At 36.7% G+C, this 14,801-nt stretch carries 12 protein-coding genes and 2 pseudogenes; 9 read left to right on the forward strand and 5 right to left on the reverse strand.

Annotation, left to right across the window (positions count from 1 at the left end):
- Positions 1 to 113 precede the first annotated feature (113 nt).
- Positions 114 to 1,211, forward strand: coding sequence for a nucleotidyltransferase (locus ABZ559_RS01810; protein ID WP_367007072.1), 1,098 nt, complete (start codon positions 114 to 116; stop codon positions 1,209 to 1,211).
- Between the two features lie 872 nt (positions 1,212 to 2,083).
- Here the strand turns inward: ABZ559_RS01810 and ABZ559_RS01815 are convergent.
- Positions 2,084 to 3,140, reverse strand: a pseudogene (locus ABZ559_RS01815) (IS630 family transposase).
- Positions 3,141 to 3,161: 21 nt separating this feature from the next.
- Here ABZ559_RS01815 and ABZ559_RS01820 point away from each other — a divergent pair.
- From ABZ559_RS01820 to ABZ559_RS01855, 8 genes are all read left to right on the forward strand, one after another.
- On the forward strand, positions 3,162 to 3,920 hold the full coding sequence (locus ABZ559_RS01820) for a WYL domain-containing protein (protein ID WP_367007073.1): 759 nt from the start codon (positions 3,162 to 3,164) through the stop codon (positions 3,918 to 3,920).
- Entirely contained in the window at positions 3,901 to 5,559 is a 1,659-nt protein-coding gene (locus ABZ559_RS01825; RefSeq protein ID WP_367007074.1) for a hypothetical protein, read from the forward strand. The genes ABZ559_RS01820 and ABZ559_RS01825 overlap by 20 nt, the downstream gene beginning before the upstream one ends.
- 12 nt (positions 5,560 to 5,571) lie before the next feature.
- Positions 5,572 to 5,922 (forward strand): hypothetical protein, encoded by a 351-nt coding sequence (locus ABZ559_RS01830; protein WP_367007076.1) that lies wholly within the window; start codon positions 5,572 to 5,574, stop codon positions 5,920 to 5,922.
- Positions 5,923 to 5,931: 9 nt separating this feature from the next.
- Positions 5,932 to 6,921 (forward strand): hypothetical protein, encoded by a 990-nt coding sequence (locus tag ABZ559_RS01835; protein ID WP_367007078.1) that lies wholly within the window; start codon positions 5,932 to 5,934, stop codon positions 6,919 to 6,921.
- On the forward strand, positions 6,921 to 8,015 hold the full coding sequence (locus ABZ559_RS01840) for an AAA family ATPase (protein ID WP_367007079.1): 1,095 nt from the start codon (positions 6,921 to 6,923) through the stop codon (positions 8,013 to 8,015). The genes ABZ559_RS01835 and ABZ559_RS01840 overlap by 1 nt, the downstream gene beginning before the upstream one ends.
- A 193-nt stretch (positions 8,016 to 8,208) precedes the next feature.
- Positions 8,209 to 9,048, forward strand: a complete 840-nt coding sequence (locus ABZ559_RS01845) for an SDR family oxidoreductase (protein ID WP_367007080.1) — start codon at positions 8,209 to 8,211, stop codon at positions 9,046 to 9,048.
- A gap of 183 nt (positions 9,049 to 9,231) precedes the next feature.
- Complete coding sequence (locus ABZ559_RS01850; RefSeq protein ID WP_018376876.1) at positions 9,232 to 9,948, forward strand: YebC/PmpR family DNA-binding transcriptional regulator; 717 nt, start codon at positions 9,232 to 9,234, stop codon at positions 9,946 to 9,948.
- Positions 9,949 to 10,101: 153 nt separating this feature from the next.
- The gene (locus ABZ559_RS01855; protein WP_367007081.1) at positions 10,102 to 10,890 is read left to right on the forward strand and encodes an amino acid ABC transporter substrate-binding protein; all 789 of its coding nucleotides are present in this window, start codon (positions 10,102 to 10,104) and stop codon (positions 10,888 to 10,890) included.
- Between the two features lie 35 nt (positions 10,891 to 10,925).
- Here ABZ559_RS01855 and ABZ559_RS01860 read toward each other — a convergent pair.
- The 4 genes and pseudogenes from ABZ559_RS01860 to ABZ559_RS01875 all read right to left on the reverse strand — a co-directional run.
- Positions 10,926 to 11,486: pseudogene (locus tag ABZ559_RS01860) on the reverse strand (LD-carboxypeptidase); the annotation flags it as partial.
- Positions 11,487 to 11,502: 16 nt separating this feature from the next.
- Entirely contained in the window at positions 11,503 to 12,936 is a 1,434-nt protein-coding gene (locus ABZ559_RS01865) for a recombinase family protein (protein ID WP_367007082.1), read from the reverse strand.
- Positions 12,937 to 13,073: 137 nt separating this feature from the next.
- A complete protein-coding gene (locus ABZ559_RS01870) occupies positions 13,074 to 14,045 on the reverse strand; it encodes an SAP domain-containing protein (RefSeq protein ID WP_367007084.1) in 972 nt (323 codons plus the stop codon).
- 2 nt (positions 14,046 to 14,047) lie between these two features.
- Complete coding sequence (locus ABZ559_RS01875) at positions 14,048 to 14,752, reverse strand: XRE family transcriptional regulator (RefSeq protein ID WP_367007086.1); 705 nt, start codon at positions 14,750 to 14,752, stop codon at positions 14,048 to 14,050.
- Positions 14,753 to 14,801: the final 49 nt, after the last annotated feature.

Here is a 14,801-nt window from a genome sequence, read left to right on the forward strand (position 1 = left end):
CCTCTCAAATATCTTATGAATCTTGCCTAGCCATATCAAACCATCTCATTATAAGTCAATAAATAAACACAAATAGAAATAAATTTAAGACGAAAGGTAGAATAGGGGATATTATGACCACAACTGGTATCATCGCTGAATTTAATCCTTTCCACAATGGACACAAGTATCTTTTAAATCAAGCTGACGGTGTCAAAATCGTTGCTATGTCGGGCAATTTTGTCCAACGTGGTGAGCCTGCGATTGTGGATAAGTGGACACGCGCGGAAATGGCTCTGCGAAATGGCGCTGATTTGGTGGTTGAATTGCCATTTTTGGTGGCTGTTCAGTCAGCGGATTACTTTGCACAAGGTGCGGTGGACATTTTAGAGCGTCTAGGTGTGGATAAGTTGGCATTTGGCACTGAAGAAAATCTGGATTATCAACACTTTTCACAGATTTATGAGGATAATCAACAGAAAATGGTGGATTACTTGCAAAGTTTGCCAGATAATTTGTCTTATCCACAGAAAACGCAGAAAATGTGGGAGACTTTTGCTGGTGTGGACTTTACTGGAAACACCCCGAATCATATTTTAGGGCTTTCTTATGCCAAAGCTTGCGCTGGAAAAGCTATTTGGCTGACTCCAATCATGCGTCAAGGAGCAGGTTATCACTCGCTTGAGACTGAAAACTCCTTTGCGTCCGCGACAAATTTGCGTGTCCACAGAAAAGACAAAGCTTTTGTGGATAAATTCATGCCAAATGCGGACCTTTTCCTCAACGCCTCTCAGGTGACTTGGAATGATTATTTTCAATTGCTGAAATATCAAATTCTGATAAATGCTGATTTGACGGGGATTTTCCAAGTTAATGAAGAACTGGCTAGCCGTATCCGCTCTGCTATTAGGAGCGTAGCGACTGTGGAGGAGTTAGTGGATAAAGTTGCTACAAAACGCTATACAAAGGCTCGAATTCGTCGTATTTTGGTTTATATTTTGGTGGGAGCTGTGGAAAAGCCTTTGCCAGAAGCAATTCATGTGCTGGGATTTACGCCAAAAGGGCAGGAACACCTCAAAGCGGTGAAAAAATCTGTGGCTACCGTGGCTCGAATCGGTGCAAAACCGTGGGATGTGGTGACGCAACAAGCTGACCAAGTTTATCAACTTGGCAGAGCAGACATAGGTGAGCAGACCTGGGGACGCGTGCCGGTTCAATTTGATAGCAGATGAAGTCTAGCAGGAGCTAGGCTTTTTTACTTTTGTGTCATAATGAGAGCAGCTATGGTGTAAGGTTAAGTTTTGCTAATGTTTGCTACAATTGATGAATCTCAGATGCTATACTGATTGAAAGGTGGGGCAAATCCATGGGTGAATTCAGTTATAAACATAGTCGGACGTGGCGGCTTTTATTTTACACGTAGTAGTAGGATTTTTATGTCTGTTCTTCTTGTTGTTGGGACAGGTGAGATGATTTTTATCTTTAGTTCTGTTGAGGGAGCTTTTGCAGGAATGAGAACATCTGATGGCTTTAAGGTTGCAGGGATACCGCCTTTGTTTCATTTTTGTATCTGCAGTTATCATTATTTATAGTGCTGGCTTTCTTGGTGCCAGCCTTTATAAAACTCATTTTCCAATAACTGTTGTCACAGTAATGAACAGGAAATGGTAGTAAGAGAAGGATGTTATTTCAAACGTAAGTTATTGCAATGGAATGGTAATTTAACAAAATATTATACACTTAATCAATGTTTTTTGAATAAACACTACATTTTAGGGTAGAAAAGATAACTAAAAAGATCGTAATAGTTTTTACAAAAAAACTTTTGAAATTGATTAAAATCCCAAATTATGTCCATGTATTTTTGGTATAATGAAACCGTAAACAATCATTAGGTTTGAAACTTAGAAAGGTTCATTATGGGACTTCCTTCATTTAGGTTATTAGAATTACATGACCGCCTTAGTAGGGGTGAGCCGTTGGAAAAAGCAAAGATAGTGACAATGCTAGGCATTGATTCTAAGACGTTCCAACGAGATATTGACAAACTTAGGGAATATTACTCAGAAAAAGGTTTAGGTGATATCACCTATGACCGTAATACTCAGTTAAAATCAAAAATAGCGGAAGTCCAGTCTCTATCTACAATTGATTTGAGTTGATAAGCGGTTAAGGTTTGAATAACCTCTTGAAGTTTATCGATTACCTCATTTAAGGTCCTAAATACTTTATTCTTGAAACCAAGTTTACGAATCTCAGCCCAGACTTGCTCAATAGGATTCATTTCAGGTGTGTAGGGTGGAATGAAGGTAAATTCAATATTCTTAGGAATATTTAAGGTCTGAGATTTATGCCAGATGGCATTATCCATGACTAAAATAATATAATCTTCTGGATAAGCTGCCGATAGTTGGCGTAAAAATTCATTCATCCAATCACTATTACATCCGCCTGCTATGATGAAAAACGAGTCGCCTGTATGGGCATCCACAGCTCCATAACAATAGCGGTATTCACGAATGTGATGACTTGCTACGTGAGGACGATAACCTTTTGGAGACCAACACGAACCAAGTTTACTGATACGCCCAAAACCCGCCTCATCTTGATACATAAGGCGGATTTTTTGATATTCTTTTCCATCAATAAAGCGCTTACTCATTCTCTCCTCGAATAAAGATTTTATTTTTAGACGCTAAAATGGTTTCGGCGTCTGCTTTTTTCGGATGTTGGGGACGTGGGCTAACTTTACGCCAACCATGACGTTTCAGGAGAGCATAGAAACCTTCTCGGGTTGTCTTGTGCCCAACTCTCTCTTGATAAGCTTTAAAGAGGGTGTTAACGGTAACGAATTCTCCATTCAAAGAGGAAGAGAGTTGCTCTTTAAGGAAATCTTCTTCCTCCTCATGCGTCATATAGGAGCGGCGGCGACCACCACGATTCTCCTTTAAGAGAGCTTCTAAGCCACCACTTAGATAGCGATTTAATAAGTTGCGGACTGTCTGATGGACAAAGCCTACTGATTTAGCTACAGATGTTAAATTATGGCATTCAGAGTAGAGAATAAGGGCTTGAATTTTTCTATGATGCGGAGCATTATTTTTATCTTTAAGGGCTTGCTTTAATTCTTCGACTTGTGTTTGGGTAAGTTCTTTTGTCATAATACTATTATAACGCTATTTTTGATTTTTGTTAAGTATAAACATAATTGTTACCGATTGGAGAAGAAACCAGATCAGCTCACAAAGAAAGAGATTTTTGCCATTTGCAAAATTTTAATCGAAAGTCGTGCTTTTAACAAGCAAGAATTTACAGAGATAGTCGATAAACTGCTCAAACTTTGCCAAAAAGATGAAGTTAAGCAGGTATATCAAGCTATTATTAACGAAAAAGTGCACTATCTACAGCTTCAACATGGCAAGCCACTCATTGATGACATCTGGAAACTGCGGCAAACCATCACAGAGCAACGTGTGATAGAAATTGCTTATAAGCGGGCAGACAATGAAATAAGGCAACACGAGGTCAAGCCTGTCGGTATCGTCTTTTCTGAATTTTATTTTTACCTTTTAGCTTTTCCGATGGATGACAAGGTAAAATATCCAACGATTTTCAGGGTTGATCGTATTCAAATTATAAAGGTCACGGACCAAACTTTTCCAGTCCCTTATCACCAACGCTTTAGTGAGGCAGAATTTAAGAAGCGAATACAGTTTATGTATTCGGGAGAGCTCAAAACTGTTCGCTTTGCTTTTACAGGTGTTTTGGAAGCACTCTTGGATAAACTTCCAACAGCTCAAATTGAAAAGGAGGTTGAGGGTGGCGTCATAGTCAACGCCGAGGTTTTTGGAAACGGCATTGACATGTGGCTGAGAAGCCAAGGGGATAGGGTGAAATTATTAGAAGAGGAGAGTTATAAATATGGAAATGATACAAAATGAGTTAGCTGAACAAAAGCAGCAGGATAATGATATTAGCTTTGAAGACTTTGACATTGATGCAATGGAAGAATTGTTGAATCAGGATATTGACGAGTTATCAGCTGATTTAGATGCATTAGGCGAGGAGAAAGAGTTAATAACAAATCCTGACGCCTTAGGGAAAGAAATTTATAATTCTATTTTTGATCAACTTGGTGCACAAACTGGGATAGATTTATCTAGTGATACGCTTGTTGAGCAGTATGGGAAGAGTCATAAAGATGAGACATCTCAAAGCGCTGGTGTTAAAGCATTACGAGATGAAAAATATAAGGCTGTGCAAAAAGCTAATACAGCTGCATCAAAAACAAGTGCTGGCGTTAAAGATGCCTATACAGGTAAAATAGTTAAAACAAGTGATGGACATCAGATAAATACAGACCATGTCGTTTCTCGAAAAGAGATTTATGGCGATGGCTTTAAGAAACGATTGAGAGAATTATCTGGTAACGAAGTCAAAGATTTAGCAAATCTTGACGATAACCTTGTTGCTACAAATGAATCATTAAATAAAAGTAAGAGTGATAAATCTGTAAAAGAGTACACCAAAGCACAAAAACAACGGGAGAAAGATCTTAAACTCCAAAATGAAAAAGCCAATAATAAAATTAAAAATGACTCGGCACTTTCTGAATCAGAAAAGAAAAAAAGAATCAAAGAGAACAATAAACGATTACAGGATAAATTGGATGTTGATGCTGATCGAATGAAAGCTACAGATAAAAAAGCAAGGAAGGCAATCAATAAGAAAATAGCAGTTGATGCAACTAAAAATGTAGCAAAGGAAGCTGGCAAAGCAATGTTGAGAGGGTTTCTTATCTCTTCTGCAGTTACATTAGTTAAAAATATCATTGATGGCTGGATTGAATTCTTTAAATCAGTTAAAAAATCTTGGTCTGAATTTAAAGCTAAGATGGAGCAAGCTATTTCAAATTTCTTTAAATCAGTTAAACAGATTATTGGTAATGCAAAATCAGCAGGTGTTGGTTCAATAGTAAATAACATAATGAGTTTATTTGGAGAATCACTTAGCAAAATCTGGGGCGCACTCAAGTCAGGGTATTCTATAATAAAGAGTGCTAAAATTTTAACCGATAAGGATACTCCGTTTAGTATCCGTCTCGCAGAGTTTGGTAAAGCAATTACAGTAGGTTTGGCAGTAGCAAGTACGGCAGTTCTATCTGAAGCCATTAATAAAGCACTGATAGCAGCTTTTCCACCCTTGGAAACAATGACTTTACCAATTATTGGTTCTGTTTCAGGTTTTATAGTTGAAATATTATTGGGGATTCTTAATGGACTAATTGCTGGAATAGTGATACACCAGCTTAATAAATTTATCGTAAACAGACAAAAAAGTGAGATTAGTTCTAAAACTATCGAAAAGCAAAATGAAATCTTACGCACGCAAGAGGTTCAAATTGCTCTTGTGAAAAAAGGAAATGGGGTAAAGAAAGAAAAAGTTCTTAATGAGATTGATAAACGTCATAAAGCAGCAAGTGATGCCACGCGAGAAATCTTGGGAGAAGTATTTACCCCCGTGGCTGAAACAGAGTATAATTTCGATAATATACAGACAGATTTAGAATCATTACTTTAGGAGGAGAATATCATGAGTAAAACAGAACTAATCATTGCAGGTATAGTTGTAGTAGGTGTTGCAGTCTACACTGTTAAAAAGTTAAATAAACGAAATTCTGACGCAAACAAAGTTACTAAGGAAGTAAATAATACATCTGCAGAGCAAGAAGAGTTTGTAAGTAGTGAAGTTGAATTAAACGATGTCAAAGAACAAGTTCAGAAGTCAGGTGAAGAACAAAGTGAGGATATAAAAAATCGACATCAGAAAGCAAATACTGTGATGAAATCATCATTGGAGAATATTTTTAACGATAATACCGAAGCTACCTCATCATCAATTTTTAAAGAAATAGAAAATGATTTGGAAGATTTACTAAACTAAGAGGAAAATATGTCACAAGAAATAAGAGAATACATTCTAAACAATTATGAGGAATTTAAATCTGCTGAAATAGATTCTCAAACAGATTATCCATATGCGGAAATCCCTGAGACGATTGATGAACTTGAGAAAGAAGGAAAAATTGAATGGAGAGCTAATCAAAGAAAATACATTGTCCAAATTTCTTTGGAAAATAATAGTGAGACTAATGAGGTGGCGCTACGTGACTTCGAAAGTAAGAAAGCAGAATTAAAGAAATTTGCAGATTCTGTACCTAATAATATAAAATTAGAATCTTTAGTTGATACTGGCGTTTTTCTTCCAGCTAAGGCTAAAGTTACAGATGTAAATGAGATAACTGAGAAAATTCAGGGCGCCTTAGTAGAACAAAACAATCATCTGAAAGAACTCTATAAAGCTTTTAATAAGGTATATGAGACCTTTAATGGTCTTGATAAAGATTATATTCAACGTATCTTAGTTAACCTTGAAGCAACAAAAGAAGCCAATAAAAAAGCAGTTCAAGGATTGGAAGAAAATAAAAAGATTGTCAAAGGACAACAAACTATCATAGAAGTTCTTAAAAAACATAAAACTGAACTTGATTCATTGCAACACCTCAAAGAAATTGATGCCTTTTATGATGATTATATTGATTTCAAAACATCGCAAGAAGAAACCACTAAAGATTTGTACTCCAATCAAGGGTTAGTAGCGGATAAAATTACGATGCTTTCTGAAGAATATGGAATGTTTAAAGCATCTCAGGAAAATTCTATTGCAGATTTACGTTCAATGCAAGAAATAGCAGAAGGTGAACTAGTGCTTATCCAAGAAGGATATGATGGCATTTTGAAAAAAGAAGATAGTAACCTTGTTGAAACTAAAAATCTTCAAGAACAGCTTTCTAAAAATATCAAATATCTTTGGGCTGGCTTTATTCTGAACTTTGCCATTGTTATTATCTTATTTGTTTTAATCGTTAGTGGGGTAGTGTGATGCATCCAAGCGAATACCGTCAAAAACTTCTTGAAGCCTGTCAACAGTTAGACTTAAAGTTAGCTGAAGATAAAAGATTTGAAAAAATTGCTTTAGAGATTGTTGATGATAATAATGAAAATGCTACATTGATGTTGATCAATCAATTAGGTATTTTAAAAAATCAGCAGAATAAATTTAGCAAAGAACAATCAAGAATTGTTGAGTTACTCTATCTATATCTTGGTTCGGAACAAGTTAATGATATTTACCAAAAGTTGAAAACTTCTTCCAACCAGTCCTTTGATGAGCTCCAAGTCCAGCTTAACGAGTTAGTGGGACTGGATGCTGTCAAAGAACAAGTTAACGATTTAATTATTTTTAATAAAATTCAACAACTACGTGATAAAGAGGGATTAAAAAAGTCAAATAAAACGTTACACATGGCTTTTTTAGGAAATCCAGGAACTGCCAAGACAACTGTTGCTCGGATTGTCGGAAAAATGTATAAATCGCTTGGTTTACTTAGCAAGGGGCATTTTATCGAAGCAAGTCGAACAGACTTAATTGCCGAATATCAAGGACAAACAGCTATTAAAGTAAAAAAACTAGTTAAACGAGCAAAAGGTGGAGTTTTATTCATTGATGAAGCTTATAGCATCACGGAGAATGACAAGAGCGATAGTTATGGCAGAGAAAGTCTGACAGAATTGACAAAAGCTTTAGAAGATTATCGTGATGATTTAGTCGTAATAGTAGCCGGCTACTCTAACTTGATGAATAAATTCTTTGATTCAAATCCTGGATTGAAATCACGTTTTAATACTTTCATTGATTTTCCAGATTATTCGTTAGAGGAATTGATTGATATTTTTAAATTTGATTGTCGTCAGTATGAGTATAATCCTACGGAAGAATCCCTTTTAAAAGTACGAGAGTGGTTTGAGCATAAACTAGAAGAGAAAGATGCTAATTTCTCAAACGGTCGCCTAGTGAGAAACTTTTTTGATGATGTTATATTATCACAATCTAAAAGATTAGCAGAAATGAAAGAGCCATTAAGTAGAGAAAAACTGATTCAAATAATTGAATCAGATATACCTACATATGTTTGAAAATAACAGAGTGATTTACATATATAATCTCCTTCCCTTTCCTCGATAACTCTAACTAAATTATTAGATACGAGCTAGCTGATACCAAATCTAGGATAGTTTTTTATTATCGTGTTATAATGAAGGCAGTTGATAGAGTGGCTTTGTCTGTTCTGATGCTTTCAAAAGATAATACTCAAAAAGGAGAAACAACATGACAAAAATAGCAATCACAGGAGTTACAGGTCATTTGGGTGGTTTTGTTGCTAAGGAATTATCAGAAGCGGGTGTTGCGGCATGTCACTTGGCGCGCTCGCCAGAACGTGCTCCTATACTGTCAGGGGCAACTGTGAAAAAATGCAGTTATGAGTATTCTGATGAAGCTATCGCGGCTCTATCGGGAATTGATGTACTTTTTATGATTTCAGCCAAGGAGAATCCAGAACGTTTGCAACAGCATCTGACTTTTATTGATGCAGCTAAAGCGGCTGGTGTTAAGCATATTGTTTACACTTCGTTTTACAATGCTAGTCCAAATTCAACATTTACTTTGGCACGTGACCATGCGGCAACGGAGCAATATATTAAGGAAAAAGGATTGACTTACACTTTTTTGCGTGATAATTTTTATATTGATTTTTTTGTTGATATGGCATGCCAATATGGTGAAATCAAAGGTCCTGCAGGTAATGGAAAAGTTTCTGCTGTTGTGCGTTCAGATGTTGCCAATGTAGCAGTCGAAATTCTTAAAAATCCTGAAAAATGGGCAAATCAAACCTTAAATATGACAGGACCAGAAGAATTGACTTTATCGGAAATGGCAGAGCAAATCAGTCATTCTCTTGGGAAAACGGTGACGTACGTTGAAGAAACCGTTGAGGAAGCTTATGAATCGCGAAAAATATGGCAAGCAGAGCAATGGGAATACGATTCTTGGGTGTCAACTTATACCGCAATCGCTAAGGGGGAACAAGCAGGTTTATCAGATGATATTGAGCGTGTGCTTGGAAAAGCATCAACGTCCTTGGCAAAGTATTTGCGAGATTTGAACTGAGCTTTAATCGTTTATACACCCTAAAAAGGATTCTTTTTCCTAAAAATGGTTATTTAGTCGATTGTAAGGGATTTAAACACTGTCTCCATTTTACAGCTTTGGCTCAAAGTGCTATAATATTAAGGATTATGAATTTAGCTCTGCTATGTTCAACAAAAAGAAAAACTATAAGAGGTGAATCCCATGGGACGTAAATGGGCCAATATTGTTGCCAAGAAAACTGCTAAAGATGGCGCTAACTCAAAAGTTTACGCTAAATTTGGTGTTGAAATCTATGTTGCTGCTAAGCAAGGTGAGCCAGATCCAGAATCTAACTCAGCTTTGAAATTTGTTTTGGAACGTGCTAAACAAGCGCAGGTACCAAAACACGTTATTGATAAAGCCATTGATAAGGCCAAAGGAAATACTGATGAAACCTTTGTTGAAGGACGTTATGAAGGCTTTGGGCCAAATGGGTCAATGATCATTGTTGACACACTGACTTCAAATGTTAATCGTACAGCTGCTAACGTGCGCACCGCCTATGGTAAGAACGGCGGGAACATGGGTGCTTCAGGTTCAGTGTCTTATATGTTTGATAAAAAAGGAGTCATTGTCTTTGCTGGTGACGACGCAGATGCTATTTTTGAGCAATTGCTGGAAGCTGATGTTGATGTGGACGATGTTGAAGCAGAAGACGGAACAATCACTGTTTACACAGCTCCAACTGATCTTCACAAAGGGATTGAAGCCCTTCGTGCCAATGGTATAGAGGAATTCCAAGTTACTGAACTTGAAATGATTCCACAATCAGAAGTCACACTTGAAGGTGAAGATCTTGAAACTTTTGAAAAACTCATCGATGCCTTAGAAGCAGATGATGATGTTCAAAAAGTTTACCACAATGTGGCAGACTTCTAATACTAACGCAAACAAGCTTGACCCAAGAAGTGGTCAGGCTTGTTTTTCCTTAATGACTCTTTCCGATAGTTTCCTCTTATCACTGTGATAAAAAAGCAGTATTGGGCAAACTCTGACTAAGATGATAAACTGGTGAATAAGGAGGTAGAAGTGATGAAAAAAGTTTTGTTAGGATTTGTTTGTTTAGCACCTTTAGTTTTGACAAGTACGGTGCAGGCGGCGGACAAGAAAGTTGTTGTAGCAACAGCAGGCGATATTAAGCCTTTTTCTTACGAAGATAAAGCAGGGGAGTTGACTGGCTATGATATTGAAGTCTTCAAGGCAGCTAGCAAATACTTGGACGGCTACAAAGTCACTTACAAGCGGACATCTTGGAAGTCTATTTTTGTCGGTTTGGATAGTGGTCACTACCAGATTGCAGCTAATAATCTGTCATATACAAAGGAGCGAGCGGACAAGTATCTCTACTCGCTTCCAATTGCTAAAAATCCATTTGTTCTGGTTGTACCAAAAGATTCAGACATCAAATCATTAGAAGATATTGGAGGCAAAACGACCCAAGATGATACAGGAACCTCGGCGATTCAGTTCGTTTTAGACTGGAATAAAGAACATCCTGATAATCCCTCAAAGATTGAATACTCTGGTGAAGATTTAAGTAAGCACCTTTTGGATTTGGAAAATGGTGAATTTGATTATATGATTTTTGATAAAATCTCTGTCGAAACCGTCATCAAGCAAAAAGGATTTGACTTAACCATTATTCCCATTGAAACAAATCTCAATTCAAATAATTACATTATCTTCTCGGATGACAGCAACGATTTGCAAAAGCAATTCAACAAGGCAGTTAAGAAACTATACAAAAATGGTAAACTCGAAAAACTAAGCCAAAACTATTTAGGAGGCTCTTATTTGCCAGATAAAAAGGAATTAGACTAAATACAGGTTCTAAGATTATCAAACTTGTTTGTCTTTTAATTAATTTTCTCATCAATCACAATAGACTTTGCTTTGGTATCAACAGTTGCTTTTGCACCAATGGTAATGGTAAAAAGAGGTTGGGTATGGGCAAAGTCTAAGTCGTACATGACAGGAATTGTTTTTAAAATGGGGTGTTTGGCCATAACGTAATTAAAAATTTCTGGTGTCATCTCACATTCTTTTGGGAAACGTCCGAAGAGGACAGCTTCTGGTCTAGGATAGGCCTGTAGGATAGCTGCCAGTTCTCTGGCAATTATTTCAGGAGGATACCCTTCGGCGCTTTCCAAGAAAAGAATGTACTTATCAGGCTGTGGTGCGTAAGGCGTTCCACGCAAGAGTGAGAAAGTAGATAAGTTTCCACCGATGATGGTTCCAGAAGCTTTGCCATGGGCATAAACCTTCCATTTAGTCGGAAAAAAATGTCTGGGCTCGTCTGGCAGGAACCAAGCATCGCTGGACCACTGCTCGCTAGGAACTAACTCATAACTAGTCTGGCTTAGTGCTTGTAGCCACATACGTGTCTGATATTCTTGCCCTTCAATCATTTTAATGCTGGGTCTTGAAACAGGGTTAAAAGTTGAAAAAAATATCTATACCTTCTTTGGTCGCCTCAACCCTTGATATTACAAGCTCTACAGCCTGTTTTTGTGTGTCGTAGTCAGCGGTCAGTATGTCTGGGAATGCTAGAAAGGTATCTATTTTTTTGCGTAATTCATCTTCTCTTGTTGTAGCTGACAAGAGTTTTATTTGTTCTTCCATGAACTCATTTTCGTTTAGTAGTGATTTTGATTGCTGTTTTAGATCATCAAGAGTGATAAGGTCATTCAAATATAGGTCGTTCAATTTGGATAGTTTTGAGGAGTTTTGCTTTATCTTTTTTTCATAGGTTGCTATTTTGTTATGCAGCTCATTGTCCTCAGCTGGTTTGATGTCTTTTAACTTTTCAGGATTTTGTTGTAACTTTGCCACCTCATTCAGGATATACCCCTCCAGTACAGATTGTTTGAAACGTGGGTTTGTACACTCTCCTGTACCCCTAGACCGTGTGTTAGGGCAAAAGAACGAGATAGACCGTATGCCAGTAAGTTTATTTTTCTTATCTTTCTCTGACTTTAGGTGTGCTCCACATAGACCACAGTAACAAATTTTAGAGCCGATATATTTTCTTTGAAATGGGCCAAGCCAGTCAGCGTCATGATATTTTGACAACCTCTTTTTTCGTTCAAGCTGAGCAAGTTCAAAAGTTTTTTTATCTATGATGGGTGTGTGTTTAGCTTGGTAAGTTTGCCCCATGTATTTCATCATTCCACAATATACAGGGTTGTCAATGATGACTGTGACAGCGTGATGTTTCCATTCATGATTTTTGCCATGATAACTCATTGAGTTCAGTTTTTGCACAATTTTATTAACAGAGGCCCCTTTTAGGAACTCACTATATATCATTTCAACTATCGGAGCTTTAACCTCATCTAGCTCTAGGTCGCCTGTTTCTTTGTTGTAATCGTAAGCAAAGGGAGGCATTCCCCAAGACATAGCTTTCCCAGCTTTCGCCCTACCGATTTTACCCATCATCATTCTTTCTGCAATATTTGCCCTATCTAGTTCAGCGTATGCTGATAGCATACCAAAAACCATTTTTCCAACTGGGGTAGAGGCGTCAAAGTTCTCAGTAAAGCTGACCAACCTAATTCCATTTGGATTGAAAACATCTTCTACAAGCACAATATTCTCTTTTTGGGAGCGTCCAAGCCGTTTCAAGTCGTATATGAGTACAATATCGAATAATTTTCGTTTGGCGTCTCTAGTGAGTCGTTCTATCTCTGGTCTGTGCATGTTTTTACCAGAAACTCCTGGATCAACATAGACATCATAAAGAGTCCATTCTTTCAATTTGCAGTAGTTTGTCAATAAGTCAACTTGTTCATCAAGTGAATAGCCATCATCTACCTGTCCTTGTGTGCTGACACGGACATAGATAGCTACCTTATTCCTGTCCATCATTATAGTACCTCTTTCAAAATTTCCTAAAAAATGATAAAATGGGTACAAGAAAAAGGGCTTTTTAATGCCTGATTTCTTGTAGTGTAGCCTTATGCTCAAACTTTGGTCGGGGAGAGCATAGGGCTTTTTTTTTATTATTATCTATAATAATCAGAATCAAATTTTTTATATTTTTCTAGGTAATCCTCTATTACATATAAATTTTCTGTAAGGAGATTATTTCTGATAAAAAGAAAGTCTTTTTCATTTAGAAAAATTTTCTTTTTGAATGACTTTATATATTTTTTTGCTACTTCAAACGCTCTATTATAGTCATCTAAATCACAATTTTCAGCACAGTTTCTTAATTCAGTAACGATAAAGCTGTTAGCCATAGGGTATAAGTATATTGGATTCTTGATGTAGTCGTAGTTATTACTAAGACCGGAGCAATCAAGAAGTAACACCTTTATATAATATTCCATTGCTAAATAGTATTCTTTTTTATTTCTATACATTTCAGCAAAAGCATGATTATCATTTCTAACAAGTCCAAATTGTTGTAGATTTACATTTTTAGACATACGGTCATTTAAAATAGACGATTTTATTTCATCGAAATTTAAATTTGGGAACTTACTAAGGTAGTCGCTATATTCTATAGGGGTGATATGCCTATCTTGATGAGCTTTAATCAAATACTGCTTATCATTTAAGACTTGTTTACCCAAGGCGGTAGCACACAGGGAACTTGGAATGACAGTCTCAAAAACTTCAATATTTTCCATAATTCGTTCTATGAGAGTGTCCTTCTTACCAGAAGTTTTAAAATTTTCTTTATTTAAAATTTCTTTTAATTCACTAACTCTGAGTTTTTTTAAACTGCGCTCAGATTTTTGATCTTCTAATAACCCCAAACGAATAAGTTTATTTCTGTGTAGCTGTGGATTTATAAAGTAATCAAATTCAAAGTAAGAGGGAAATCTATCTGTAGAACTAGTATCTAACCAGTGGAGAAGTATAACATCTCCGATTTCAAGCAGATTATCATCAGTCTGTTGTGAAATGTCGGTTGATGTTTTAGTGAAATTCTTAGTAGTTTTCTTAAAAAGCTTATCAAAAAAAGACATGACTAACCCTCTCTATAAATTTCAACCACTTCACCAATAGTCCTGATGTCGTCATCTACTGAAAGAAAAACATCATCATAGTCAGGGTTAAGTGATTTCAAATAAGGTCTACCATTAGATTTGAACTGTTTAACATAGTTTTCACCATTAACTTGGAAAATGGCAATATCGTTGTTATCTACCTGAGGGGTATGCTTGATGAAAAGTAAGTCTCCATCTTTGATTTTAGGAGCCATACTCTCTCCAATAACCTTTGCAACACTGTCAAAATCATCAGGAACCTCACTAGATGGGATTGTGATTTCAGCGTCCACATAGTCATCCTGGATAACTCCATTACCAGCAGATACAAAACCAGTGATATACACCGTGGTCATTTGGATTGGTTTCCTATTTTGTTTATCACGCAAAGCAAGAGCTAAGTCTACTACTTTTTTCTTGTTGAGGTCATTGAGGTCATCATAGATAGATTGAATATCAGAGACGGCAGGTTTATCAACTCCATACAAAATATAATCTGTAGAAGTCCCTAAAATCTGAGCCAGTTGGACTAGCTTTCTGCCGTTTGGGAGATTTTTAGCGCCCTCCCACTTAGAAATAGTGCTTTGTGATTTGTAGCCCATGAGTTCAGCTATATCACTTTGTTCAAGCCCTTTTCTTTCTCTGAGTGTCTTAATTCTATATGAGATTTCTTCATTGGTATTCATATTGCCACTCCTGTTTTTGATAAGTCCATTATATAGTACAAAAGAGAAA

The organism is Streptococcus sp. ZY19097, assembly GCF_040731245.1.
GTDB classification, from domain to species: domain Bacteria; phylum Bacillota; class Bacilli; order Lactobacillales; family Streptococcaceae; genus Streptococcus; species Streptococcus orisratti.

Bases quoted from the DNA above. Each gene is read 5' to 3' on its own strand.
- ABZ559_RS01810 (WP_367007072.1), top strand. From the start codon at position 114: ATGACCACAACTGGTATCATCGCTGAATTTAATCCTTTCCACAATGGA.
- ABZ559_RS01825 (WP_367007074.1), top strand. From the start codon at position 3,901: ATGGAAATGATACAAAATGAGTTAGCTGAACAAAAGCAGCAGGATAAT.
- ABZ559_RS01830 (WP_367007076.1), top strand. From the start codon at position 5,572: ATGAGTAAAACAGAACTAATCATTGCAGGTATAGTTGTAGTAGGTGTT.
- ABZ559_RS01835 (WP_367007078.1), top strand. From the start codon at position 5,932: ATGTCACAAGAAATAAGAGAATACATTCTAAACAATTATGAGGAATTT.
- ABZ559_RS01840 (WP_367007079.1), top strand. From the start codon at position 6,921: ATGCATCCAAGCGAATACCGTCAAAAACTTCTTGAAGCCTGTCAACAG.
- ABZ559_RS01845 (WP_367007080.1), top strand. From the start codon at position 8,209: ATGACAAAAATAGCAATCACAGGAGTTACAGGTCATTTGGGTGGTTTT.
- ABZ559_RS01850 (WP_018376876.1), top strand. From the start codon at position 9,232: ATGGGACGTAAATGGGCCAATATTGTTGCCAAGAAAACTGCTAAAGAT.
- ABZ559_RS01855 (WP_367007081.1), top strand. From the start codon at position 10,102: ATGAAAAAAGTTTTGTTAGGATTTGTTTGTTTAGCACCTTTAGTTTTG.
- ABZ559_RS01865 (WP_367007082.1), bottom strand. From the start codon at position 12,936: ATGATGGACAGGAATAAGGTAGCTATCTATGTCCGTGTCAGCACACAA.
- ABZ559_RS01870 (WP_367007084.1), bottom strand. From the start codon at position 14,045: ATGTCTTTTTTTGATAAGCTTTTTAAGAAAACTACTAAGAATTTCACT.
- ABZ559_RS01875 (WP_367007086.1), bottom strand. From the start codon at position 14,752: ATGAATACCAATGAAGAAATCTCATATAGAATTAAGACACTCAGAGAA.